We start from the raw sequence: 23,478 nt of genomic DNA, 5'->3' as shown, positions 1-23,478 counted from the left end.
ATGAAAGAGAGTAGATGACTTCCTTGATGGGCGAATTACCTTCCTTGATGGGCGAATTGCCATTCGCCCCTACATGTGTGTTATCAAATCACTTTTTCAGTGCTTTATCTACCTCCAGCGTAAAATCACTTAGCACATTCATATAATTGATATAAGCATCATAAGGAGAAGGGTAAGGTGATACTTTCTTGAGGCGTTGTTCTATAGGAATAAACTTGGTACTCATATAGTTAAAGTGGTTACTACACTGCAAGCGGCTATAGGTACGCAATAAAGCCTCATCGCCTGTAGCCTCAACCTTGGCACTTAGTCCAAAGAGTTCTTCAAAAGCATTCTCCTGCAATTCGTTACCAAGCCATGAGGTAATATCTCGCTCTTCGTCTGTCCAAGAAATAGGATTAGGTACATAAATGGCTTCCTTAGGCACGAAAGTGGCCACTACCTCCTTAGGCGTTAGGAAGGCATATTGAGGATCGTCCAATACATATTGAGGCAGATAACGCAAGAAATCAAAGATTCCAGAATCAGGCGTATTGTACTTACCAAAAGCCTGATAGTGCATAAAGAGATTCACCACATCGCTATCGCGGAGGCTATCCTTAAGCCAATGGGCATACTTCTCGGCAGTAAGCGGATACTCATTCCAATCCTTTGAAGAGAAGCGCAAGGAAATATCATCGCTGAGCTTGGCATTCTTGAGCAGGATTTTTATTTTGGTATCACTGGGGTGATGATGTACAAAATTAGGGTTACGCCAGCCCAAAATATGCTTAGCTCCCTCGGTGAGTATATTGCGGAAGCCCAAGCGAGCGATACGCTCCCCTATACTATCGGAATAGATCAGGGAGGTGTTGCGGAAAGTTACAGGTGTCTGTCCGAAGAGTTCTTCTATACGCTGAATATGGCGCTTGACATCCCGCTCGAACTCAGTAGTATCACTTGAAAGGGAAGAGAGGGAGTGTGCATAAGGCTCACAGAGAAACTCCACTTTTCCTGTCTTGGCCAAGGCCTGGAAACTATGGATTACCTCTGGGGCATGTAGCTCCAAGAGTTCTATAGCACTACCTGAGATAGAGAAAGCCACCTTGAACCTGCCTTTGTAGCGATCTATCAGCTCCAAGAGAAGCTCATTGGCAGGCAAGTAGCAATCCCGTGCCAACTGTTCTATCTCGGTACGGTTGCGATAATAGTCAAAATAATCATGTTGCTTTCCTATGTCAAAGAAATGATATTGGCGAAGCTGTTCGGGGTGATGAACTTCAAAATAGAAACATATTGCTTTCATGGTTTATTATTTATTTTTAAGGAGGCAAAGCCTATAAGTGAAAAGACACCTCCAAATATACGACTTTTTCTTTGTTTTACCAAATAAATGAGCTATTAATATAACACTTGTTGGTAAATATTTTTGAGCTTACTAGCAGCAAACTCCCATTTTAGGGTATTGACTTCGGCCAAGCCTTCTCTTTTGAGTGAATCGGAGAGTTTCGGATAGGCAATAAGACCATAGATAGCATCGGCCAAAGCGTTCACGTCCCAATAATCTACCTTGATAGCATGCTCCAATACCTCCGATACGCCTGACTGCTTGGAGATTATGGTAGGCACGCCACAGCGCATCGCCTCCAAGGGAGAGATACCGAAAGGCTCGGACACCGAAGGCATCACATACACATCACTATAGCGGAACATACGCTGTACATCGTCCCCACGCAAGAAGCCTGTAAAGTGAAAATGCCCACCGAGTTTTAGTTGTGCTACACGCCTTACCGAAGGGGTCATCTTATCCCCATTACCTGCCATCACAAAGTGTACATCAGGACATCTCTTATGCACCTTAGCGGCAGCTTCTATAAAGTATTCAGGGCCTTTCTGTAGGGTGATACGACCTAAGAAAGTAACAATCTTTTGATTAAGGGCACGAGGAGGGAGGTCTAGATCATCGTCGGAGAAGTCTACTGCATTGTGCACGGTGCTGACCTTATCGGCAGGGATACCATATTTTTCTATAACAATATTGCGTGTCCAATCACTTACGGTAATCACATGATCTGCCCCTTCCATACCTTTCTTTTCTATATCATAGACGATGGTATTGCGGTTGTATTCGCCCCCACGGTCGTACTCAGTTGCATGTACATGCACCACCAATGGCTTGCCACTGATACGCTTGGCGATAAGCCCTGCCTGATAGGTGAGCCAGTCATGTGCATGTATGATATCAAAATCATACTTGCTAGCCACGGTTCCTGCTACCAAGGCATAACGATAGACTTCCTCCAAGAGGTTATCCCCATACTTCCCTGAGAAATTAAAGGTATTGTGGCTGTTATGGGTCGTATATTTCTGTCGGTTCTGTTCCTCTTGCCAGTAGGAGGCGAAGACCTCTGGAGAGAGGTAAGGGCGCAAGGAAGAACCAATTTCCATGAACTGGATATGCTCTAAATAATCATCGGAAAGGGTATAGGGTTGGAGCATTTCCTCCTGGCTAGCATTGATTATTTTTGCCGCTTCGGGGTCTTCATCTCCTGAGGCTTTAGGCATTACAAAGAGTACTTCCACGTCATTCTTCGCTAAGCCCTTGGTAAGTCCAAGGCAGGCGGTTCCCAAGCCTCCACTTATATGAGGGGGAAACTCCCAGCCGAACATAAGTACTTTCAACTTTTTCATAAGGGTATTATTTTTGGGGTGAATTTTCCTTTTTATAACTATTCATCAGATAGGCTGCCCGCACAATCTCAGCCACATTGCGTGCCTGAGAGATACAGCCATGCCCTGAATAGGGTGGGTTACCGTCATAGAACTCAGAGAGCAGGCCTATGCCGTAGTTTTTCATATCTTCGCTGTCTTTGGAGAGGAGTTCCTCTGCCTTGGGCACAAAGTCAGCTCCGTAGAGCTTCAGGCAACTTTCTATATAGAAACTCAAAAGCCATGTGTGCGTTCCTCCCTGATAGATAGCCTCTTCCTGCTCACCCATAGAGCCTTCGCAACGTCCGCGATAGTGCTTGTCATCGGGAGCTAAGGTGCGCAAGCCGCGTTCTGTCAAGAGCTTATCCTCTACCAAATCCACAATCTGTTTCTTTTGTGCCTCCTTCAGTGGGCTGTAATCCAATGCACAAGTGATGAGCTGGTTAGGACGTACCGAAAGGTCTTGCCTATTCTGATCCACATTGTCGGCCAAGTAACCCAAGCGTTCGTTCCAGAAAGTGGAAAGGAAGTTCTTAGCAATCTCGGCTGGATAGTCCTTCCATGATGCTATGAAATCATTGTCTTTAGCCGCCTCAGACAAGGCTAGTGCATAGCATACAGCATTGTACCACAAGGCATTGACTTCCACCACATAGCCATTGCGCTCTAGCACAGGCTTACCTGCTATGGTGCCATTCATCCAAGTGAGGGGGCGGTAGTAGTGCTGGTTATAGATGAGCTTATTCTCCTGCATGCTTACCTGTGGGAAGGTGCGACCATCACGATAGGCCTCCAAGACCTGGGTGAGCGCAGTTGCATACTTCTCCCACAAAAGTTTTTTGGGTACTTTAGCCCAGCGTTCGTACTGCTGAAGTGTCCAAAAGAACCACAAGGAGCCATCGGAGTTGAACTCTGGGGCAGCATGGCTACTGATAAGGCGAGGGAAAAGTCCGCCCTTTTGGTAACCTAACATGGAGGTAATCACCTTATCAAAGAGCTCCACTTTGTCCGTAGCAATAGCAATTCCTGGCAAAGAGAGGAAGGTATTACGCCCATAGGAGAGATGCCAAGGGTATCCTGCCTTGATACGGGTCTCATTGAGCTTTTCAATAACAAACTGATGGGCTGCATATTGCAGGCAGTGTTCAAAGCTATCACGTGGGGCACGCTTCTGGGCTGCCTTATCAAAATCCTCTACCAGCTCACTGTATTTCTCCTCGGTAGTGGAGGCAGAAAAAACCAAAGGCTTGTTCAGGGCAAGGTTTAGTTCAAATTCGCCTGGGACGAGCAAATCCTCCTGATAGTCCCCCCCACGAGCTCTGTCCTTGCTATACTGTATATTCTTGTACCAATGAGGGTCATGCCTATAGCTCTGTTCCTCGCTCAGCTGCATATATAAGGTAGGGAAGCCCTCATAGAGCTTCATAGCCATCCCTTGAGGCACACGCTTATAGTGGGTATCGGCCACTGGATTTTCCTTGCATAGCTCATGAATATCTCGGAAAGCTAAGAAGGGTTTTAGTCTTAGGCGTACCGATGCAGGCCCTGAGAGCAACGTATAGCGAATGAGTACCTGTGGCTGCTTATGGAGCATCATAATGTCTTTCCTCAGACTCACCCCTGCTACCTGATAGGTAATGGAATAATACTTGTTCAACTCGGATTCTACAATATACTTATGACCCTTAGGGGAAAAGGTATCGGGATATTCATGGATACTAAAGTTGAACTCCTTGTCATTGACAATGACTGTCTCGTCCAAGGAGGAGAGCAATAAGTGGTTACGTCCCTTGAAATTATCTATAGGAACTACGAGAAGTCCGTGATAACGACTCGTATTACAAAAATTGAGGGTAGTGGAGAGGTAGCCTCCTTCTCGGTTGGTGCCGAGAAACTCCCTCTGTAAGGCAAATTCTAAATTCACCAAATCACGCTGCTTGAAACTTAGAGACATCATTTTTAGTTTTTAGTTTTGAGTTTTGAATTTTAAGTTAGGTTATAAAATAGTTTTTCACTATTCTCTTTTCGTTTTTCACTATTCACTCCACCTTGCTCCAGTCATAGACCCCATTGATAAAGCCTCTCTTTATGGCATCATCTCCGTAATAGCCCATCATCAGGTATTTTTCCCCTTGGGTAAGCTCCCACCAGCTACCTGCATTCACCCTATAGAAATAGGACTCGCCCTTATAGGTAAGCTCGCCCTCTACTACACAGGGATAGACATCAAACATATCATGCAACTCTCGAAAGTCTATCATTTTAGAATGCTTCATTACATACTTTATAGTCTTTTCAGAGATAGACCAGCCTTTACACTCCTCGTAATCCCCTGAAGATTGCTCATAAGGGGCACTTTTCCTAGTAAGTAGCTCTATTTGATTTTCTTTCAGCTGCTTTCTTTGCTTATTGTTAGTAAGAACATCAAATAATTCGCCTTTGAGGCTATCCTTATGCAAATGGCTCTTTTCTGCTTCTTTAATATCCTGAGACCTATGATCTTCAAAAGAGACAATACTATCATAGCGTGAATCCTTTAAAGTATCTTGCACTAAAGCGTCCATAGCCTCTTTTTGCTTCGGAGAAACACGCTCGCAAGCAAACAAACACACTAAAAGGACAACAATAGGAGGTTTCATTGTTTTTCACTATTCATTTTTCATTTTTCACTCTTCAGTACGATTCCTATACGAGGCGGTATATAGAGTGAAATCAAGTTTTTCTGCGCTATATATTGGGTAAAGTGCTCCGTTTGCTCATTAATCAAGCCTTGTCCGCCAAAGTTAGTGTTGTCGGTGCAAAGCACATAGGTATATTTGCCTGCGGCTACCTCAAAATGATAATTCACAAAGGCCTTATCAGGGTTAAAGCTAAAGACAAACAGATAGCCCCCGCGCTCAAAAGCCAAGAGCTGTCGTTCTATATCCCGTACCAAGACATGCGGCTCATAGTCCAAAAGGCGAGACTGCTTTACAAAATGAATCATCGCTCGGTCAAAGGCATTGAGATACTTGAATTTCAAAGAACTATCGTCCAAGAGACTCCACATACGGCGGGCATGGGCATAGCTCCAGCCATTACCCTCGCGGGGAAAATCAATCCATTCGGGGTGCCCCCATTCGTTGCCCATAAAGTTGAGGTAGCCCCCACCAGCAGTGGCTATGGTCAAAAGGCGTATCATTTTGTGCAAAGCCATAGCGCGGTCTATCACAAGGCTATGGTCAAAAACACTCATTCCTGTATAGATTTCCTTGTCCGTCAAGCGGAAGAAAATCGTCTTATCCCCCACTAAGGCCTGATCGTGGCTCTCGGCATAGCTTATGGTATGTTCTTCTGCTCGTTTGTTCGTTAGCTCGTAATAGATATCCCCTACATGCCACTGCTCATCAGGGACGTCCTCCAAGAGCTTAATCCAGTAGTCGGGAATCCCCATGCTCATCTTATAATCAAAGCCTAAGCCCCCTTCCCTTATAGGAGAAGCCAGCCCCGGCATACCACTCATCTCCTCGGCTATAGTGAGCGCCCCAGGATAGACCTCATGTACTACCTGATTGGCCAAGGTCAAATAGGTGAGTGCATCGGTATCCTCATTCCCATCATAATAAAAACTATATTCAGTAAAGGCCTTACCCAATCCATGGTCGTAATAAATCATACTGGTTACCCCATCGAAACGGAAACCATCAAATTGGTATTCCTCTAACCAATACTTACAATTGGAGAGCAAAAAGTTCAACACCTGTCCTTTGCCATAGTCAAAACAACGAGAGTTCCATGCTGGGTGTTGTCCCCGCTCGCCACTATGAAAATAAAGGTAATCTGTACCATCAAAATGACTAAGCCCTTCGGCCTCATTGCTCACCGAGTGCGAATGTACTATATCCAAAATCACTCGTATATCCAAGCCATGCGCTGTATCTATCAACTCTTTAAGTTCCTCTGGGGTACCAAAGCGCGAACTTACAGCAAAGAAATTGGACACTTGATAACCGAATGACCCATAATAAGGGTGCTCCTGTATGGCCATCAGCTGTAAGACATTGTAACCCAGCTGAGCGATGCGTGGCAGTACAAAAAGACGAAACTCCACAAAGGTACTTACCTTCTGCTGTTCGGTAGCCATACCTATATGTGCCTCGTAGATCAGCGGCGCTCCTGCTGCTTCAGGACGTGGGTGTTGCCACTGATAGGGCGCAGGCTGCCATACTTGCGCGGTGAAGACCTTGGTATAAGGATCCTGTACCGCCCTTGTGGTGTGTGAGGGTAAGCGCTCTCCACTCCCTCCTGGCCATTCTACCAAAAGCTTGTACAAAGTGCCATGCGAAAGCTCCTCTTCGGGCAGAGATAGCTCCCAATTCTCCCCATCAATTCTCTTAAAGGCATAACGCGAATTTCTCTGCCAGCTATTCCCGTCAAAGAGCAGGTATATAGCGGTAGCATTGGGCGCCCATTCCCTAAGGAGCCACTGTCCCTGACTCAGGTGCAGTCCGTAATAGAGGTGAGAGTTACAATTGTCCGCCAAGCGAGGCGCATTTCCTTGCAGCATACGCGCTTTTTCTTGGGACAAACGATGTCTTTCCTCTATAATCCCCTTGTAAGGAAGTAAAAGAAAATCACTATCATACAGCATGGCAAAAGCTTTTATGATTTAGGTTGTAAAAATAATAAAAAGAATCGATACTAACTCACAAGAATTTGTTATTTTTATCGGGATAAATTTTTTATTTTAACAGAAAGGAGAAAGCAGTGGTTAGCGACTAATGATTAATGACTAGTGACTAATGATTACTAGTATTAATCATTAATCAACGCCCTCAAATTTACGTTTTCCTACAGAAAAAAGCAAGAAAAAAGAAAAGAAATTTATCGATTCATTCCAATTCTTCTAAAAAACAATAATTTATACCAATCTTTTAAGAGACGCAATGAATTACACCCATTTTCTAAGACACAATAGATTACACCAATTTTCTAAGAGACAATAAATTGCGTATCTACCCACACCACTGACCACTAACCATTGTTGAAAAAAAATCTCAAGAAGTATTTTAAAAGATAAAAATATCTTTTTATCTTTGCGGCCGCTAAAAATAAATTATATGACCGCTAAAAAATTGTGGATTTGGCTGGGAGCGACGGTAGCTGCCTCGTTCTTAGTGCTGATCTTCTACGGAACAGAAATCTACCGTACAGCACCTGACTTCCCAACCAAGATTGTAACAACTGATGGACAAGTTCTCTATGAGGGACAGGACATCAAGGACGGCCAAAATGTATGGCAGTCCATGGGAGGACAGACCGTGGGCAGTATCTGGGGGCATGGTGCCTATATCGCACCTGACTGGAACGCCGATTACCTACACCGCGAATCCCTAATCCTTCTTGACTTGCTCGCCCAAAAAGACGGCAAACACTACCAAGACCTTTCCGACGAGGAACAGGCCAAATACCAAGTACAACTCAAAAAAGAGTTGCGTACCAACACCTTCGATGAGAAAACTGGTGTGATTACCTTCTCTGCTGAAAGAGCCGAAGCAAGCCGACAAATGGCCGCTTACTATACAAAGCTCTTTATGGACGATCCTTCTATGGATGCTACTCGTAAGAGCTATGCTATCCCTCTCAACGCTATCAAAGACCCTCATCGCATGCAGCAGATGAATGCTTTCTTCACTTGGAGCACTTGGGTATGTAGCACCAACCGCCCTGGGGAACAGGTGAGTTATACCAATAACTGGCCATATGATCCTCTTGTGGGCAACGTAGCCTCAACCTCCCTACAGATGTGGTCTGGCTTTAGCGTGCTGATGCTCCTCTTCGGAGTGGGTATCTTGGTTTTCTACCATGCTTACAACAAGGAAGACGAAGAGAGTGAACACCTCCCTGCGCAAGACCCTATGCGTGAGATGAAGCCAACCCCTTCTATGCGGGCTACCCTCAAGTATATCTGGATTGTTTCCCTACTGATCCTCGTACAGATGCTCGCTGGAGTTATCACCGCTCACTATGGAGTGGAAGGCGAAGGCTTCTTCGGTATTCCGCTTGATTTGATACTACCTCAGGCTGTTTCGCGAAGCTGGCATGTGCAGCTGGCCATCTTCTGGATTGCTACCTCTTGGCTGGCTACTGGCTTGTATATTGCCCCAGCGGTATCAGGACACGAACCCAAAGGACAGAAATTAGGGGTAAATATCCTCTTTATCGCCTTGCTGATTGTCGTATTAGGTTCCTTAGCTGGACAATGGTTTGGTGTGATGCAAAAGTTGGGCTTAGTGGAAAACTTCTACTTCGGACACCAAGGCTATGAGTACTTGGAGTTAGGCCGCTTCTGGCAGATTTTACTGCTTGTGGGGCTCTTCCTTTGGCTTTTCCTTATGGTAAGAGCACTTATTCCTGCCCTCAAACGCAAAGACGAGAGCCGACATCTCTTACTGCTTTTCGTACTTTCTTCCGTAGCTATTGCTGCCTTCTATGGGGCAGGACTTATGTATGGTAGACAAACACATATGGCTGTAGCTGAATACTGGCGCTGGTGGGTGGTACACCTCTGGGTAGAAGGATTCTTTGAGGTATTCGCCACTGTAGTAGCGGCTTTCCTCTTCTCTCGCTTAGGTCTGTTGCGTATCAAGGTAGCTAGTGTATCAGTACTTTTCTCTACTATTGTCTTTTTGGCAGGGGGTATCTTAGGTACGTTTCACCACTTGTATTTCAGTGCTACTCCTACAGGGGTATTAGCCTTGGGAGCTACCTTCAGCGCTATGGAGATTGTTCCTTTGGTACTGATCGGTTTTGAAGCCTACCATAATTACAAGCTATCACGCACTACCCCATGGATCAAGGCGTATAAGTGGCCTATATACTGCTTTATTGCCATGTGTTTCTGGAACTTCTTGGGGGCTGGTATCTTCGGCTTTGCGATCAATCCTCCGATTGCCCTCTACTATATCCAAGGGCTAAACACCACTGCGGTTCACGGCCATGCTGCCCTCTTCGGGGTATATGGTATATTGGGTATTGGCTTAATTCTCTTTGTTCTTAGAGGACTCTACCCAGAACGCCACTGGAATGACCGCCTTATAGGTTGGGCGTTTTGGCTGATCAATATCGGTCTTTTGGTGATGATTTGCGTGAGTATCTTGCCTATTGGTATCATGCAAGCGGTGGAATCGATTCGCCATGGCTACTGGTCTGCCCGTTCGGTAGAGTTTATGCAAACCGACCTTATGCAGACTATTCGCTGGTTACGCGTCCCAGGCGACTTGCTTTTGGCCTTCGGTGAATTACTCCTTGTCTATTTCATCATCGGGCTGAAAACAGGTTGGTCTTTAAAAGAGGAACGATAATAATATAGTAACTAATGACCAATGACTAGTGACCAATGACTAATGACTAATGACAAATCCTAATTAGGACGTTGTCATTGGTCATTTTTTTATTCACTTTTCACGCTTCGCTTTTCACTATTCATTCTTCACTATTCATTCTTCACTATTCACTCTTCACTTTTTTCCTCTTCTAGTTTAAAAAACAGCGTCTGCAAGGGGGCTATATCCACACGCATATGGCCATAGTTGCCTTCGCGGTAGAAGTGGGTCTGTACCTCTCCATAGAGTTTGTCCACAAGGGGATAGCTACCATTGGGCAAATCCCATGTGGAGAGCAGCTCAGGGGGTACTTGTAGCTCAAAGCCAAAACCATCATGCTTGCTGAAGTTGGCTATGATAAGCCACTTGGTATGGGCAGTTTCCCTGACAAAGCTGTATACCTTATCATTATAATAAGGTGTATGTTCCCTATTATAGCCATGTATGTAACGGAAAGCACCTTCCACAGGGAGAGAGAGCAATCGGCAATAATAGTCTCTTAGGGCTACCTCTTCGGGAGTGAGTGCGCCCCCATCATAGCGCTTGCCGTTGACCCAACGCTGGAAAGCTGGCACCCCTATATAATCAAAGATAGAGGTACGGGTAGGCGAGCCAAAGCCTGCATGCTCTCGTGCTGCCTCCCCTACTTCTTGTCCGAAGTAGACCATTACAGAAGCCTCATTCAGGTGGGCACTCACTGCCATAGCTGGTAGGCCATAGTGTGGATTGTGAGCAAACCCATCGCTGGCAATACGCTGCTCATCGTGATTTTCCATGAAATGAAGCATCTGAGGCCAAATATCGGTAAGGGGTGCCTGTACTTGGTCTATCCTATCGGTGGAGTGTTCATAGCAGATGATATCCCACAACGTATCATACAGACCTACCTTATTATAGAGTGCATCCATCTTACCTATATGCAGGTAATCGCGGTAGCTATCAGGGTTGTAGATCTCGGCCATAAGGAAAGCGTCCGGACGCCTGCTCTTGATATAGGAGTTCAGGTAGCTCCAGAACTCCACGGGCACCATCTCTGCCATATCGTACCTAAAGCCATCTACCCCTAAGGAGAGCCAAAAAGAAACAACCTCCTTGAACTTGCGCCATGTACTAGGCACTACCCTACTACGCCAAAAGGCATAGTGCGCCCCTGCGTCCCACTGAGCTACCTCCGCCGGTAGGCTGTCGAAATCCTTATGCCCATCGGGGGCTACTCCATAGTTGAGCTTAATGGTCTCGTACCAGTCGGTCAGGGCAGGGCTACTGCTACGGCTATTGCCTGTCCATTTGGCAGGGTACTCCTTATAAGGGGTCAGCAATAGCGCTCTTAGGGCGGGTTCCTCTGGCAAATAACCCACTGTAGTGGTAGGCAAGGTAAGGCTTTCTCCTACATTGTAATAGAAGTTATTATCTTGCGCATATTCCACTTGCGTATTGTCCTGCACTCCAAAGTCCTCGACCCCCTTGGGGTTACTGATGGAGTGGTAGCAGCGTGCCACATGATTGGGCACCATATCTATGACGACCTTCATTCCATGCTGGTGGATACGCTCCACAAGGGCTACAAACTCCTCCAAACGCCGCGTAGGGTCGTCGGCCAAGTCGGGATTGACATTATAAGAATCCTTGATCGCATAGGGAGATCCTGCACGTCCTTTGACCAAATAAGGGATATCATTGGGCACCCCTATGGCTGTATAATCCCCAACCAAAGCATGATGGAGTACCCCTGTTAGCCAAATATGGGTAGTACCCAACTGCTTAATGCCTTCTAAAGCGGCATCGGTGAAGTCGGAAAACTTCCCTACGCCATTTTCTTCCTTTGTCCCATAGGGGACATTACGCGTACAGGTATTGCCAAAGAGGCGTACCAGTACTTGATAGACAATCGTTTTCAATTGTTAATAGTTAATAGTTAGTGGTTAGTGATTAGCCATTTAGCTAAAATCCTATAACCCTTTATTCCTTAAATTCTAAACCTCAAAACTTTTTTACTTTTTACCTTTTACTTTTTACATAAAAGTTGTATCTTTGCCCCGTACTTCTAACCCACCCAAATTATTTCCCCCTTACTTAATCCATTACAACATGAAAAAATTTATTCTACCAGGGGTATTGGCTGCGGTTGCTTCCTGCCACTGCCCAAAGACAGCACAATCGGCTGCTCAAGAAACTGTAAAACAATCAGTTGCTCAAGAGAATTGGGGCAATCCCTCCGATGTAAAAGCCCAAGGCAAATTCCAACTCTCTGGTCTTGCTTATGGTTATAGCGACTTAGAACCTTATATAGATGGGCGCACCATGTCTATCCACTATTCTAAGCACTATTTGGCTTATACCAACAACCTAAACAAGGCCATTGCGGGTACTGCCCTTGAGAGTCAAAGCATAGAGCAAATCCTCTCTTCCCTTGACCTGAACAACAAAGCTGTTCGCAACAACGCAGGTGGGTACTACAACCACACCCTATTTTGGGAAGTGATGACCCCTAAGAAAACCGCCCCACAAGGCAAGCTCTTGGAACAAATCAACGCTGACTTCGGTTCGTTTGAGAACTTCAAAAACCAGTTTGCCGATGCTGCTGCTAAGCAATTTGGTTCAGGTTGGGCATGGCTTGTAGTAGGAAAAGACGGCAAGCTACACATAGGTGATACTCCTAATCAGGACAACCCACTAATGCCTAATATGCCTATACAAGGCACTCCTATCCTAGCCCTAGACGTATGGGAACACGCTTATTATCTAAAATACCAAAACCAACGTCCTAAATACATTGATGCTTTCTTCAATGTAATCAACTGGGACAAAGTAGCGGAAAAGTTCGAAAACGCGAGACACCAATAAGCAATGATTAATGATTAATGGTTAATGATTAATGGCTAATACTATATTGGTCATTAATCATTAATCATTATTGTCATTAATCATTATTTTCGTTTCCACATATGCCCCTTCAGGTACTTGGTTGATAATAGCCTCACGATAGCCCTGCCATAAGTATCCTCCCGGCAACCATAGTTCATTGACCCCCTCTTCATTACCTGTAGGCATTCTTAGGTGAAAATCCGTGGGACAAAGCACATCTATACGAGAGAGTTCTCTCCCTGCCCACTTACCATGTGGTACCCCTAAGGCTGCTTCTATCTTCTCTACAGATCCATTGGCCTGTTCTAATAAACAATCCATCTGCTCCTTAGGAATCACAAACTGACAGTTATCTGGGCGGCCTATCAGCGCTCTCCCATATTTGTCCAAAATATCCTTGGGCACTATATAAGAGGCTCCCTGTACAAAACTTCCCAAATGCACTGCTATATAATTGGGACAGAGATAGGAAGCCGGCTTAGGACGCTTTCCCTTACTCATCTTCATAAGTATAGCACTATCCGTCCCTTGCTGATAATGTACTCGCTGACATGTCTCCCACGAATCAGGAGCCAAAAACACCGCCTTACAATCCTCTACTCGGCTAAGGACAAAGGAGTTTCTCACCGCTTCCCTCCATAGGAGTTCCTGCTGTGCGTAGAGTTTCCCTACAAACAAAAGGGAAATAAAGAGTATTTTCTTTAAAACTGATTTCATATCATCTTTGTAGGCCCTACAAAATTACGTTTTTTCTTTCAAATGACCTCACTTTTTAATAAAAAAACTCCTATGGATTATACTATTTATTCCACAGGAGCTAAAATCTATTTTTAGTGCATTTGACTAAAAATCAACTTTGACATCTAATTTCTCAGCGATGATCTTATTGATATAGTCTGAGAGTGCGGGTATCTTGACGCTCTCCAATACTGTATTGGCAAAGGCATAGGTAAGCAGGGCAGCGGCTTCCTTCTTCCCAATTCCTCGTGTCTGTAAGTAAAACAGCGAATCGGGACTAAGTGAACCCACGGTACAGCCATGAGAGCACTTCACATCATCGGCAAAGATCTCCAATTGGGGTTTGGTATATACAGTTGCCTTTTCTGAAAGTAAAATATTGTCATTCTGCTGGTAAGCATTCGTTTTCTGAGCAATCTGATCGACCATGATTTTCCCATTGAAAACATTGGTTGCCTCCCCATTTACAATACTCTTATAGTCCTGATGGCTCTCACAATTAGGGTGCGCATGGTTTACCAAGGTATAATGATCGGTATGCTGCTGACCTTCGAGTATACTCAATCCCTTAAGGGTAGATTCCAAGTATTCCCCATGGTGATAGAAATTCAAGTTGTTACGGGTGAGTGTCCCTCCAAAAGAGAAGGTATGTACACTGGCATGGCTCTGCCCCTCTTGAGAGATATAAGTATTGTCTATCAAGGAGGCTTGGAGCGCATCATTCTGCAATTTGTAGTAGTCCAAATGCGCCTCTTTGGCTACAAATACTTCCGTTACGGCATTGGTCAACACCTGTGCTTGGGAGAGGTTGTGGTGCATCTCAATCACCTTCAGCTCTGCTCGTTCCCCTACCGAGATGATATTACGAGGCTGGAAACAAGTAGGTGTACCCACATCGCTCAAGTATAATAGCTGAATGGGCTTTTCCACTACCTTGCCCTTAGGCACTTCTATATATACCCCCTCGGCGGCATAAGCCGTATTAAGAGCGGTAAAGACATCGCCTTTCTCGGTAGCTGCATTAAAATATTTGCCCACAAAGTCAGCTCCTCCCTTGTGCAAAGCCTCCAACAGCGGCGTTACGGTGAAGTCGGCCACAGCGGCATCGGACATCTCAGAGCTAAAGAAGCCATTGACAAAGACCAAGAGATGGCTACCCTCTATCCTATAAGGGTGCAAGGCCTCTGCCGCTAGTGTCTTTTTAGCATGGGTAGGTTGCCACAACACGTAGTCAGTAGCCTGTACCCCATCGAGGGAAGTATACTTCCATGCCTCTATCTTCTTATGAGGGAAGCCATTAGAGACAAAGAAGCGCAAAGCCTCTTGGCGGATGTCCTTTAATATATCGTTTTGATGAGGAAACTGCGCAAAGGCTGCTTCCCATTTGTCTTTTAAATTAATCATTAGTTGTTCGTAATTAGTCGTTAGTCACTTGTCATTAGTCACTATTTAAGCCAATCATATCCTTTTTCTTCCAACTCCAAGGCGAGGTGTTTGTCCCCTGTTTTCACGATTTTACCATCGGAAAGCACATGGACATAGTCAGGAACGATGTAGTCCAAAAGGCGTTGGTAGTGAGTGATAACAATCACAGCGTTGTCCTTATTCTTGAGTTTGTTCACACCATTGGCCACAATGCGCAGCGCATCTATATCCAAGCCTGAATCCGTCTCGTCAAGGATCGCAATTTTAGGCTCTAGCATAGCCATTTGGAAGATTTCGTTGCGCTTCTTCTCCCCTCCAGAGAAGCCTTGGTTAAGGGAGCGTGCCAAAAAGTCAGGGTTGATTTCCAAGAGAGCAGCTTTTTCGCGTATCTTCTTAAGGAGTTCGCCGGCAGACATCTCAGGCAGTCCTTGTGCCTTGCGGCTCTCGTTGATTGCTGTTTTGATAAAGTTGGTTACTGATATACCAGGTATTTCCACGGGATACTGAAACGACATAAAGATACCCTTATGGGCACGCTCTTCAGGGGCATCCTCCAGGAGGCTTTCCCCGTTGAGGATCACATCCCCTTGAGTTACCTCAAAGTTCTCATTACCTGCAATTACGGAAGAGAGCGTAGATTTGCCCGCTCCGTTAGGCCCCATAATTGCATGTACTTCACCTGCTTTCACTTCTAAGTTGATTCCTTTAAGGATTTCCTTACCATCCACACCCGCGTGGAGATCTTTTATTATTAACATTCTTGATAATTTTATAGGTTGTTGTATCTTTTATTTTTTTTAATTCATTGTTTTGACTACAAAATGGTCAGGGATTTCGCTTAGGAAACAGGATTCGTTGCCTTTTTCTGTTATCAGGTAAAGCAAATCCTTGGCCCGTGTGATGGCTACATAGAATAAACGTCTTTCCTCTTCCATTAGTAGATCATGCTGAGTCGGTTTCACCACTTGGAAGATTCTATCTTCTAACCAAACATCAGGGAATCCCCCATACCCTTGAGTAAGTCCTATAATAAAGACAGCCTTAGCTTCCAACCCTTTTGCAGCATGAATAGTCTTATCTTGTACACTAATACGTTGGCTTCTGAAACGATTGCCATAGTTATAATACATTTTAGAGCGCCTGTACAAAAATAGTATATCATCCTTCTTATACCCCATATCAAGCAGCTTCCTAACTTCTTTCACTACGAAATTAATATTTTCATCCTCATCTTTGCCTGCAAAAATATTAACCCTTGTCTCTGATTTTTTATTAGCAAAGATCTCTTTTTCTACTTTGAACTTATTGTGCTTTATCACTTCATTACTTGCTCCAACAATGTGCTCGGTACTTCTATAATTTTGATCCAGCTTAATCACCTCTGCATTAGGAAAATATTTTTCAAAGTTCACTATATAATCCACATTAGACCCCCTAAAACCATAAATACTTTGCCAGTCATCTCCTACACAGAAGAGCTGATTATCAGGGGTAAGCATTCGCTTGAGCAAATCCACTTGCAGATTGTTCACATCCTGAAACTCATCTACCAGTATATACTTATACTGATGTTGGAATTTTTCCCTTATCTCTGCCCTGTGGTCAAATAAGCTTATTGTATTGATAATCATATCTTCAAAATCAAGATATGATTTATTCACGCAATAGGCCTGATATTTTTCCATTAAAGGAATTAACAGTTTATAAAAATCTCTTACGCGCTGATGAGGATCTTCTAAGGCTTTTTTCAACACACGCTCAGGAGAAAGATCTTCTGTTTTTATCATCTTTATCATACGCAAGACTTGAGCAAGAAAATCATTCACCTCTTTATGATAGGTATTGAGTTCTTCCTCGAAGCTCAAGGCTGTTTGACTCTGATAGTTGGCAGGAAGTCGGTTTTTAACAATTGTATCTAAGACTTCATTGAAAAGAGTGGAATCCTTAGCATGAATATCTTCATAGGTTTTAAAGAGCGTTTTATTAGCTTTTTTGTATTGCTCATCTTTCTCCGCTACCGCAACACTCTTATCACTTATATGCTCTAAATAGATATCCGCTTGAGGAATATAAAAATCAGGATGAAAATAGAAATCCTTACAACTCAGATAGGTCTCATACTTAAAGTCTATATTATGTCTATAGAGCCAATCGGCTATATAACGCTCTGATTTAGAACGCACTCTTGTACCATTCAGGGAGGTGTAATCCTTTTGTTTTTCATAGAAAGGCGACTCCTCTTTACCAACCTGACGATAATTTTTATCTACAAAATAATCAAGAATATAGCGCTTTAGGTCTAACAAATATCCTCTATCCTTTGAAAGTTCTATAAGTACCTTATGAGCCACCTCAAAATCAGTTTCAGGAGCATTATCATAGGTAGCATCAGCTTCTCCTCTATCCTTTTTGCTTTCCTCTATTACCTTAAATCGGTTATCAAACTCACTTACTCCATATTTGCGAAGTACATTATGACAGAAACTATGGAAGGTACTAATAGAAAGATTAGAAAGCCAACTATGCCTCTTTTTGAACTCCTCTCTGTATTTGTTTTTCTCCGCCAAGCCTATCTTAGGATTATTCATAATATATCTATATTCTTCTGCATTCTTACTAGCAAGGATCAGACGATCAATCATCTCATTAGCTGCGTTTTTTGTAAAGGTAATTACCAAAAGATTAGCAGGAGTTATTCTTTTTTCTCTCATTAAGTAGATGAGCTTCTCCAAAAGAGTTTTTGTTTTCCCAGATCCTGCTCCTGCAAGCACCAATAGGCGCTTACTTTCACTCTTTACGGCTTCTAATTGCTTAGTATTGAGCTGTTCTAGATTCATTTCCATAATATTATCATTCTATATTGGTTATTTTGTCAGTCAGAGAAAATATTGTCTATTCCTATTTGGAGCATAGAAAACTTTTCTGATGGAATATTTCCTTCTACTATATTCATTGTATTCAAACACTTACCACCCTTAAGCACATAGACCAATACATTTAAAGAGTTCTACGCGCTCCTTAAACTTCCACAACAGATAGTCTGCATAAGAATACACCCCATAGAGAGGATCTAACTGATTGATATTAGTGATTTCCATAGAAAATTATTCATTTCTTCTTATTTCATCAAAAATAGTATCATATACTACATCAAGTCCTTCACACAATCCCCATTCTAGCTTGTCTTCTACCACTTGCAGTTCTTCATAAGTAAGCCTTCTGCCTAATTTTTCTTCAGCCCAATGTTGTGCATCAGCTACAGTTATAACAAATAACGGTTTTTCTCCTTCCATAGTTTTATTTCAAGGTGCAAAGATACATCATTTCTTTTTGCTTTCCAAGAAAAAGACGATTTTATCTCTTATGATGATTAACTACTCTTTATACACATGCAAAGCATCGGCTTGGTGCAGTGGGGTGACGGTGATATCGGTAATCTGCACTTTATCGGGTAGATTGACAATATAGGCAATAGTATCGGCGATATCTTCAGCATAAAGGGGCGTGATGCCCTTATAGACATTATCGGCTTTCTCGGTATCGCCTTTGAAACGTACTTTGCTGAAGTTGGTCTCTACCAAGCCTGGTTTTACGGTCGTTACCTTGATTTTCTTGTCCAACAGCTCTATACGCATGGCATCGCTGAGGGCTTTTACAGCAAACTTAGTCGCACAATAGATACTACCATTGGGGTAGGCTATTTCCCCCGCTACCGATCCAATGTTCACAATCGTGCCCACCTTGTCAGTGGCGAGCATGAGTGGAATCACACTATTGGCTACATAAGTAAATCCTTTGATGTTGGTGTCGATCATCTGGTCAGCATCTTCCATGGCGTAGGTGTGCAGAGGTTGTAGCCCTACCGCTAAGCCCGCATTATTGATAAGAATCTCAATATGTCGCCATTTTTCAGGCAAAGACTGAATGCTTTTGGCTACTTCTTGGTAATGTCTCACATCAAATACCAAGGTGAAGACCTCCACAGCATATTCTTTCTCTAATTGGTATTTCAGCTGTGCCAACACCTCCGCACGGCGTGCACAGAGAATAAGGTTTGCACCCATTTGTGCCAGTTTTTCGGCTACTGCTCTGCCTATCCCACTGCTGGCACCTGAGATAAAAGCAATTTTTCCTTTGATACGATTTGTGTTCATATTGTTTTGCTATTTTAGATTGATTATCAATTCTATCTCCTAACATCAGGAGTGTCTTCACTTTGGGCATCCCAAAAGGCTTCATAGTTTTCTAAGCGTTTTAGTACAAGCGGGTACAGCTTTTCTGCTGTCGCAAAATCGGGGCATAGTTCTTTTCTTAGTGTATTCATTATTCTTCAAAAATTTTATTTGCTGGAAAGCGCAAATCGGGATAGGTAACCGATTGCACTTCGTCGGTTTCTAAAATAGGGGAAAGAGCTATATAGTTACCCTCACGATATAGGTAGATTTGTACTGTTTTATAGTAAGGGTCTACTACCCAATATTCAGGTACACCCTGCTCTTGATAGAGCTCAAACTTCAGCTTGGTATCGTTGTATTGGGTGCCTCGCGAAAGAATCTCAATAATGAGATTAGGGGCTCCTTCGCAGCCTCGCTGGGTGAGTTTCTGTCGGTCGCATATCACACAAATATCAGGCTGTACAACCGACTCCTTACCGTCTGCACTTTTGAAGAACACATCAAAAGGAGCGGAATAAATCTTGCATTTTTGTCCCTTAAAAAAAGGTATTAGTAGCTCGTTTAGGTTGGTAGAGATTTCTTGGTGAAACCTTGCTGGTGCTGGGCTCATTGCAAATATTTTCCCCTTGAAGAGCTGTATTTTCTCTTTGAGCTTCCAGAGCAGATAATCGGCATAGGTGTAAGTACCCAAAGGGTCTAACTGATTGATATGTGTAATTTCCATAGCTTTAAAAGTAAGGTTTTAGGACACAAAGATAAGGATAATTTGCTAATTGCCAAAATATCACTACCTTTGCCCTTAGAAAATAGAAAATGAAAAATCTAGAACTTAAAATCCCTCCTGTTGGAGCATGGCTTATCTGTGCCTTGACAATGTGGGGAATGGCTCGTCTATTACCTTTTGGTGCATTACCTCACTTACCCGTAGTGGCTATAGCTGTCGCAGGGATAGGTATAGGCGTTTCATTTGCAGGTGTTTGGAGCTTTCATAAGGCCCGCACTACTGTCAATCCTCTTGATCCATCACAAGCTACTCATTTTGTTTCTGAAGGTGTATACCAACTGAGCCGTAACCCTATGTATGTAGGCTTGGCTTGCTGTTTACTCGCTTGGGCAATATGGCTCTCTTATCTTTTAACTTGGATAGGAATCCCACTATTCATAGCCTATATGACACGCTTCCAAATCATTCCAGAAGAGCGCACCCTTAGACTGAAATTTGGCAAAGAATACGAAAACTATTGCTTGAAAGTACGCCGCTGGCTGTAAATCTAATTAGTACACTTCTTCTCTATTCTCTTGGCAAAGGTTTCTCCCATAATCTTGTAACAGTCTTGGATGAAAGGTAGTTTTTCAAATCCTCGGCTTTATCTTTTGTTCTTCTATTGCTTCGGTCATATTATTAATTTGTTAATGTACCAATTAGCTCATTACTCGTCATCATACGAAGTGTAATCCCATTCCAAGCCAAAGTTTTCCATAGCGTCTAAAAGAGTATCAAATAACTCTTGTTGAGTGCTGCCTATAAAAATAGCTGTGGCTCGGTTTGTAGTTTGATGTATGGCAAGGGTAATGACTATTTTAAAGTTCGCATCGGTGAAGGTGCGTTGCCCTTCCCAACTGAGGGAGGTAAGCTCAGTATATTGTTTTTCGATATGGGCAACTGCTTCTGTGGGTACTTCAAAGCCTTCCATATCCAAACCGCCCATTGCATTAGCGTTGTAAGGCAAGCCTCCCATCACACCATTGTAAATAGCCATGTACAACCAAAAGTCGGAGAGATTTTTGGTTTCTTGTATCCAATTGGGGTCGGTTGCGGAGCCGTAATTACCCCAAACGGGAGGGTTAGGGTTGTTTAAATCTTCTTTTCGAATTGCCCACATTACCACTCCTTGGTTTTCTTCACAAAAGCATAAGTAATCCCCTGCAAAATACAATTGCTGAGGTGTAGCCAAAGAGTTAAAGGATTGGTTTACACTTTTGGTTGCCCCTAACTCTAAGTAATACGCTCGGAACTCTTCAGGCAAGGTGATGAGTAAGCGTTTTTCAGCTTTTAATAGCTGTGTTTCCGAGAAGCCTTTACAGTCCTCTGGCATTAAATTGTATAGTTTTTTGATGTTGTCCATATCAATATTTTAACAAATAAAATCCCCATATCATATTGCTAAACTCCCCTGCTACAAAGCTGTGTGTTTCGCCATTTATCACTACTTTATAAAGACAAAAAGACCTTTCAACGTGATAGAGAGGGTCAGTTACTTTTACATATTCCCCCGTTTCTTGCCATTTGTAGGCAAAGATATTTACGCCAAAGAGTGTTACCTCACCTTCTATTCCTGATGTTTCAAACTGCCACATTTTTTGCTTGAATAATTTCATACTAAAAATACGAATCAATAGTTAAAATGTTAATCACTAACTTTCTAAGACGCAATAAATTGCGTCTCTACGCATACGCTGGCTAAGACAACTCCTGATGAGCGTAGTCCTTTGTAGAGACGCAATAAATTGCGTCTTAATGAATTGGACTATACAATTGTTTTTTTACTATTGATTCGCGTTAAAAATAATCATTAACATGAGTGTGATATAATAAAAGTGCTCACAGTTGGGTCTGTGAAACACAGATTTCACAGATTTTCTATTGTCGAACTCTTGTTATATCAGCATTGCAAAGATACGATTTTAAAACAATTGTTTGTTTGCTTTTTTTGTTGTATTTTTGCAAGGTCAAAGAATTCTTAGGAAGTCTTTGGCCTTTGGCTTTTATATTCGTATCTTTGCAGAGAATTTTAAAACTAATGAAATTAACTACATTAGGCTGTCATAGTGCTTCACCGAGGGATAAGGCACGTACCACTGCCCAGCTCTTGGAGATGCGAGGGCATCTCTTCCTTATTGATTGCGGGGAAGGAACACAAATGGCTCTGAGACAATCAGGGGCTAAGTTTGCCCGTATCAAGCATATCTTCATCTCTCACCTCCATGGTGATCATTTCTACGGATTGGCGGGGCTGATCTCTACCTTCCAGCTACAAGGCAGGGAGGCAGAACTACATATCCATGCTCCTAAGGGTGCCAAAGAGGCCATGCTGCTACTGCTGAAAGTCAGTGGCGCTCATATGGTCTTCCCCTTGTACTTCCATGAGCTGGAGAGCAAGGAAAGCGAAGTTATCTTTGAGGACGATAAGCTCTCGGTCACTACCATTCCCCTTGACCATCGTATCTATGCCAATGGCTTTTTGTTCAAAGAGAAAAACAAGGAACGCAAGCTCAATGCAGATGCTGTACAAGAATATGGTATTGACGTTTGCTATTATCAGAATATCAAGAATGGTAGGGACATTATTTTAGAGACAGGAGAGTGTATCCCCAATGAAGTACTGAGCTTCCCGCCTGCTCCTGCACAGAGCTATGCCTTTTGTAGTGATACCGCCTATTTGCCTAAGATTATCCCACTGATTGAGGGGGTACAAGTACTCTATCACGAGAGCACCTTCCTTGAGGATAACCATGCTTTGGCTGAGAAAACCAAGCACTCCACCGCCCTTGAAGCAGCCAAAATCGCTAAAGCCGCTAATGTACAAACCCTTATCTTAGGCCACTACTCCTCTCGCTATAAGGACAAACGGGTTTTTCAAGAAGAAGCCCAAACGATTTTCCCCAATACGCTACTGAGCGAAGACGGAAAAGAATTCCTCTTTAGTGAATAACGAATAGTGATTAGTGATTAGTGACTAAAAACTTAAAACTCAAAACTTAAAACTCAAAACTGAATATGTTATATCAACTACTCAAAAACACCCACTCACTGACTGCTTATATTGTCTTGGTAGTGCTTTGCTTTGCTGTAATCAATGCCGCTTTAGGTGTGTGGCAAAAACGTAAATATGAGAAAAAGGACTTGCGTATCAACTTGTTTGCTCTCATATTCACACACCTACAGGTTACCTTAGGGCTTATCCTCTATTTTGTAACCCCTCTTTTTCAAAGCTGGTCTGCTATGGGTGCAGGCGTGATGAAGGACGCTTACCTAAGAAAGATGCTTGTGGAGCACCCCTTCGGTATTGTGGCGGTAACCCTTATTACTATTGGCTGGTCACTACACAAAAAGCAGAAAACTGATATAGGCGCTTTCAAGCGTATCCTTATTTTCTATGGCATAGGATTACTGCTTATTTTGGGTGTATTGCCTTGGAAAACGTGGATGGCTGCCTTTTGAT

21 protein-coding genes and 1 pseudogene are annotated in these 23,478 nt (G+C 43.3%); 5 read left to right on the top strand and 17 right to left on the bottom strand.

Annotated elements, in window-relative coordinates; genetic code table 11:
* Nucleotides 1-88: 88 nt before the first annotated feature.
* The 5 genes from HMPREF1154_RS11810 to HMPREF1154_RS11790 form a co-directional block, all read right to left on the bottom strand.
* Nucleotides 89-1,285, bottom strand: a complete 1,197-nt coding sequence (locus HMPREF1154_RS11810; RefSeq protein ID WP_009642809.1) for a glycoside hydrolase family 57 protein — start codon at nt 1,283-1,285, stop codon at nt 89-91.
* 95 nt (nt 1,286-1,380) lie between these two features.
* The gene (locus HMPREF1154_RS11805; protein ID WP_009642850.1) at nt 1,381-2,670 is read right to left on the bottom strand and encodes a glycosyltransferase family 4 protein; all 1,290 of its coding nucleotides are present in this window, start codon (nt 2,668-2,670) and stop codon (nt 1,381-1,383) included.
* A gap of 7 nt (nt 2,671-2,677) precedes the next feature.
* Complete coding sequence (locus HMPREF1154_RS11800) at nt 2,678-4,642, bottom strand: amylo-alpha-1,6-glucosidase (RefSeq protein ID WP_009642798.1); 1,965 nt, start codon at nt 4,640-4,642, stop codon at nt 2,678-2,680.
* An 85-nt stretch (nt 4,643-4,727) separates the two neighbouring features.
* Entirely contained in the window at nt 4,728-5,327 is a 600-nt protein-coding gene (locus HMPREF1154_RS11795) for a hypothetical protein (RefSeq protein WP_009642832.1), read from the bottom strand.
* A gap of 20 nt (nt 5,328-5,347) precedes the next feature.
* Nucleotides 5,348-7,318, bottom strand: a complete 1,971-nt coding sequence (locus HMPREF1154_RS11790; protein ID WP_009642854.1) for an alpha-amylase family glycosyl hydrolase — start codon at nt 7,316-7,318, stop codon at nt 5,348-5,350.
* Between the two features lie 469 nt (nt 7,319-7,787).
* Here HMPREF1154_RS11790 and HMPREF1154_RS11785 point away from each other — a divergent pair, with 469 nt between their 5' ends.
* Complete coding sequence (locus tag HMPREF1154_RS11785; RefSeq protein ID WP_009642828.1) at nt 7,788-10,031, top strand: nitric-oxide reductase large subunit; 2,244 nt, start codon at nt 7,788-7,790, stop codon at nt 10,029-10,031.
* A gap of 149 nt (nt 10,032-10,180) precedes the next feature.
* On the opposite strand, the gene HMPREF1154_RS11780 is transcribed toward HMPREF1154_RS11785, so the two are convergent.
* Nucleotides 10,181-11,950: an alpha-amylase family glycosyl hydrolase gene (locus HMPREF1154_RS11780; protein ID WP_009642815.1), complete on the bottom strand. Its 1,770-nt coding sequence runs from the start codon at nt 11,948-11,950 to the stop codon at nt 10,181-10,183.
* A gap of 190 nt (nt 11,951-12,140) precedes the next feature.
* Between HMPREF1154_RS11780 and HMPREF1154_RS11775 the strand changes: the two genes are divergently transcribed.
* A complete protein-coding gene (locus HMPREF1154_RS11775) occupies nt 12,141-12,896 on the top strand; it encodes a superoxide dismutase (protein ID WP_009642816.1) in 756 nt (251 codons plus the stop codon).
* Nucleotides 12,897-12,956: 60 nt separating this feature from the next.
* Here HMPREF1154_RS11775 and HMPREF1154_RS11770 read toward each other — a convergent pair whose 3' ends face one another.
* The 9 genes and pseudogenes from HMPREF1154_RS11770 to HMPREF1154_RS11740 form a co-directional block, all read right to left on the bottom strand.
* Nucleotides 12,957-13,634 (bottom strand): hypothetical protein, encoded by a 678-nt coding sequence (locus tag HMPREF1154_RS11770; RefSeq protein ID WP_009642821.1) that lies wholly within the window; start codon nt 13,632-13,634, stop codon nt 12,957-12,959.
* 126 nt (nt 13,635-13,760) lie between these two features.
* The gene (gene sufD, locus HMPREF1154_RS11765) at nt 13,761-15,056 is read right to left on the bottom strand and encodes a Fe-S cluster assembly protein SufD (RefSeq protein ID WP_034567475.1); all 1,296 of its coding nucleotides are present in this window, start codon (nt 15,054-15,056) and stop codon (nt 13,761-13,763) included.
* Between the two features lie 44 nt (nt 15,057-15,100).
* Nucleotides 15,101-15,838, bottom strand: a complete 738-nt coding sequence (sufC, locus tag HMPREF1154_RS11760; protein ID WP_016420575.1) for a Fe-S cluster assembly ATPase SufC — start codon at nt 15,836-15,838, stop codon at nt 15,101-15,103.
* Between the two features lie 39 nt (nt 15,839-15,877).
* The gene (locus tag HMPREF1154_RS11755; RefSeq protein ID WP_009642833.1) at nt 15,878-17,923 is read right to left on the bottom strand and encodes an ATP-dependent helicase; all 2,046 of its coding nucleotides are present in this window, start codon (nt 17,921-17,923) and stop codon (nt 15,878-15,880) included.
* A gap of 153 nt (nt 17,924-18,076) precedes the next feature.
* Nucleotides 18,077-18,178: pseudogene (locus HMPREF1154_RS13575) on the bottom strand (Uma2 family endonuclease); the annotation flags it as partial.
* A gap of 6 nt (nt 18,179-18,184) precedes the next feature.
* Complete coding sequence (locus HMPREF1154_RS11750) at nt 18,185-18,373, bottom strand: hypothetical protein (protein ID WP_009642814.1); 189 nt, start codon at nt 18,371-18,373, stop codon at nt 18,185-18,187.
* Nucleotides 18,374-18,454: 81 nt separating this feature from the next.
* Nucleotides 18,455-19,234, bottom strand: coding sequence for an SDR family NAD(P)-dependent oxidoreductase (locus tag HMPREF1154_RS11745; protein WP_009642825.1), 780 nt, complete (start codon nt 19,232-19,234; stop codon nt 18,455-18,457).
* Between the two features lie 32 nt (nt 19,235-19,266).
* Entirely contained in the window at nt 19,267-19,404 is a 138-nt protein-coding gene (locus HMPREF1154_RS13430) for a hypothetical protein (RefSeq protein WP_157231286.1), read from the bottom strand.
* Nucleotides 19,404-19,979, bottom strand: coding sequence for a Uma2 family endonuclease (locus tag HMPREF1154_RS11740; protein ID WP_009642820.1), 576 nt, complete (start codon nt 19,977-19,979; stop codon nt 19,404-19,406). The genes HMPREF1154_RS13430 and HMPREF1154_RS11740 overlap by 1 nt, the downstream gene beginning before the upstream one ends.
* Before the next feature lie 89 nt (nt 19,980-20,068).
* Here HMPREF1154_RS11740 and HMPREF1154_RS11735 point away from each other — a divergent pair, with 89 nt between their 5' ends.
* Nucleotides 20,069-20,524, top strand: coding sequence for a methyltransferase family protein (locus tag HMPREF1154_RS11735; RefSeq protein ID WP_009642812.1), 456 nt, complete (start codon nt 20,069-20,071; stop codon nt 20,522-20,524).
* Nucleotides 20,525-20,685: 161 nt separating this feature from the next.
* Here HMPREF1154_RS11735 and HMPREF1154_RS11730 read toward each other — a convergent pair whose 3' ends face one another.
* Together HMPREF1154_RS11730 and HMPREF1154_RS11725 are read right to left on the bottom strand one after the other, a co-directional pair.
* Nucleotides 20,686-21,381, bottom strand: coding sequence for an SMI1/KNR4 family protein (locus tag HMPREF1154_RS11730; protein WP_034567464.1), 696 nt, complete (start codon nt 21,379-21,381; stop codon nt 20,686-20,688).
* Nucleotide 21,382: 1 nt separating this feature from the next.
* The gene (locus HMPREF1154_RS11725; protein ID WP_009642819.1) at nt 21,383-21,634 is read right to left on the bottom strand and encodes a hypothetical protein; all 252 of its coding nucleotides are present in this window, start codon (nt 21,632-21,634) and stop codon (nt 21,383-21,385) included.
* 422 nt (nt 21,635-22,056) lie between these two features.
* Here HMPREF1154_RS11725 and HMPREF1154_RS11720 point away from each other — a divergent pair, with 422 nt between their 5' ends.
* Nucleotides 22,057-22,968 (top strand): ribonuclease Z, encoded by a 912-nt coding sequence (locus tag HMPREF1154_RS11720; RefSeq protein ID WP_034567461.1) that lies wholly within the window; start codon nt 22,057-22,059, stop codon nt 22,966-22,968.
* A gap of 65 nt (nt 22,969-23,033) precedes the next feature.
* Nucleotides 23,034-23,477 (top strand): hypothetical protein, encoded by a 444-nt coding sequence (locus HMPREF1154_RS11715; protein ID WP_009642839.1) that lies wholly within the window; start codon nt 23,034-23,036, stop codon nt 23,475-23,477.
* Nucleotide 23,478: the final 1 nt, after the last annotated feature.

Source organism: Capnocytophaga sp. CM59 (genome assembly GCF_000293175.1).
GTDB classification, from domain to species: domain Bacteria; phylum Bacteroidota; class Bacteroidia; order Flavobacteriales; family Flavobacteriaceae; genus Capnocytophaga; species Capnocytophaga granulosa.
Note: the sequence above shows the minus strand (reverse complement) of the source record. Positions and strands in the feature narration are given on the sequence as shown.

Coding starts and splice junctions, on each gene's coding strand:
- HMPREF1154_RS11810 (WP_009642809.1), bottom strand. CDS start 1,285: ATGAAAGCAATATGTTTCTATTTTGAAGTTCATCACCCCGAACAGCTT.
- HMPREF1154_RS11740 (WP_009642820.1), bottom strand. CDS start 19,979: ATGGAAATTACACATATCAATCAGTTAGACCCTTTGGGTACTTACACC.
- HMPREF1154_RS11715 (WP_009642839.1), top strand. CDS start 23,034: ATGTTATATCAACTACTCAAAAACACCCACTCACTGACTGCTTATATT.
- HMPREF1154_RS11805 (WP_009642850.1), bottom strand. CDS start 2,670: ATGAAAAAGTTGAAAGTACTTATGTTCGGCTGGGAGTTTCCCCCTCAT.
- HMPREF1154_RS11735 (WP_009642812.1), top strand. CDS start 20,069: ATGAAAAATCTAGAACTTAAAATCCCTCCTGTTGGAGCATGGCTTATC.
- HMPREF1154_RS11750 (WP_009642814.1), bottom strand. CDS start 18,373: ATGGAAGGAGAAAAACCGTTATTTGTTATAACTGTAGCTGATGCACAA.
- HMPREF1154_RS11745 (WP_009642825.1), bottom strand. CDS start 19,234: ATGAACACAAATCGTATCAAAGGAAAAATTGCTTTTATCTCAGGTGCC.
- sufC (WP_016420575.1), bottom strand. CDS start 15,838: ATGTTAATAATAAAAGATCTCCACGCGGGTGTGGATGGTAAGGAAATC.
- HMPREF1154_RS11755 (WP_009642833.1), bottom strand. CDS start 17,923: ATGGAAATGAATCTAGAACAGCTCAATACTAAGCAATTAGAAGCCGTA.
- HMPREF1154_RS11730 (WP_034567464.1), bottom strand. CDS start 21,381: ATGGACAACATCAAAAAACTATACAATTTAATGCCAGAGGACTGTAAA.
- HMPREF1154_RS11720 (WP_034567461.1), top strand. CDS start 22,057: ATGAAATTAACTACATTAGGCTGTCATAGTGCTTCACCGAGGGATAAG.
- HMPREF1154_RS11790 (WP_009642854.1), bottom strand. CDS start 7,318: ATGCTGTATGATAGTGATTTTCTTTTACTTCCTTACAAGGGGATTATA.
- HMPREF1154_RS11770 (WP_009642821.1), bottom strand. CDS start 13,634: ATGAAATCAGTTTTAAAGAAAATACTCTTTATTTCCCTTTTGTTTGTA.
- HMPREF1154_RS13430 (WP_157231286.1), bottom strand. CDS start 19,404: ATGAATACACTAAGAAAAGAACTATGCCCCGATTTTGCGACAGCAGAA.
- HMPREF1154_RS11785 (WP_009642828.1), top strand. CDS start 7,788: ATGACCGCTAAAAAATTGTGGATTTGGCTGGGAGCGACGGTAGCTGCC.
- HMPREF1154_RS11775 (WP_009642816.1), top strand. CDS start 12,141: ATGAAAAAATTTATTCTACCAGGGGTATTGGCTGCGGTTGCTTCCTGC.
- HMPREF1154_RS11795 (WP_009642832.1), bottom strand. CDS start 5,327: ATGAAACCTCCTATTGTTGTCCTTTTAGTGTGTTTGTTTGCTTGCGAG.
- HMPREF1154_RS11800 (WP_009642798.1), bottom strand. CDS start 4,642: ATGTCTCTAAGTTTCAAGCAGCGTGATTTGGTGAATTTAGAATTTGCC.
- HMPREF1154_RS11725 (WP_009642819.1), bottom strand. CDS start 21,634: ATGAAATTATTCAAGCAAAAAATGTGGCAGTTTGAAACATCAGGAATA.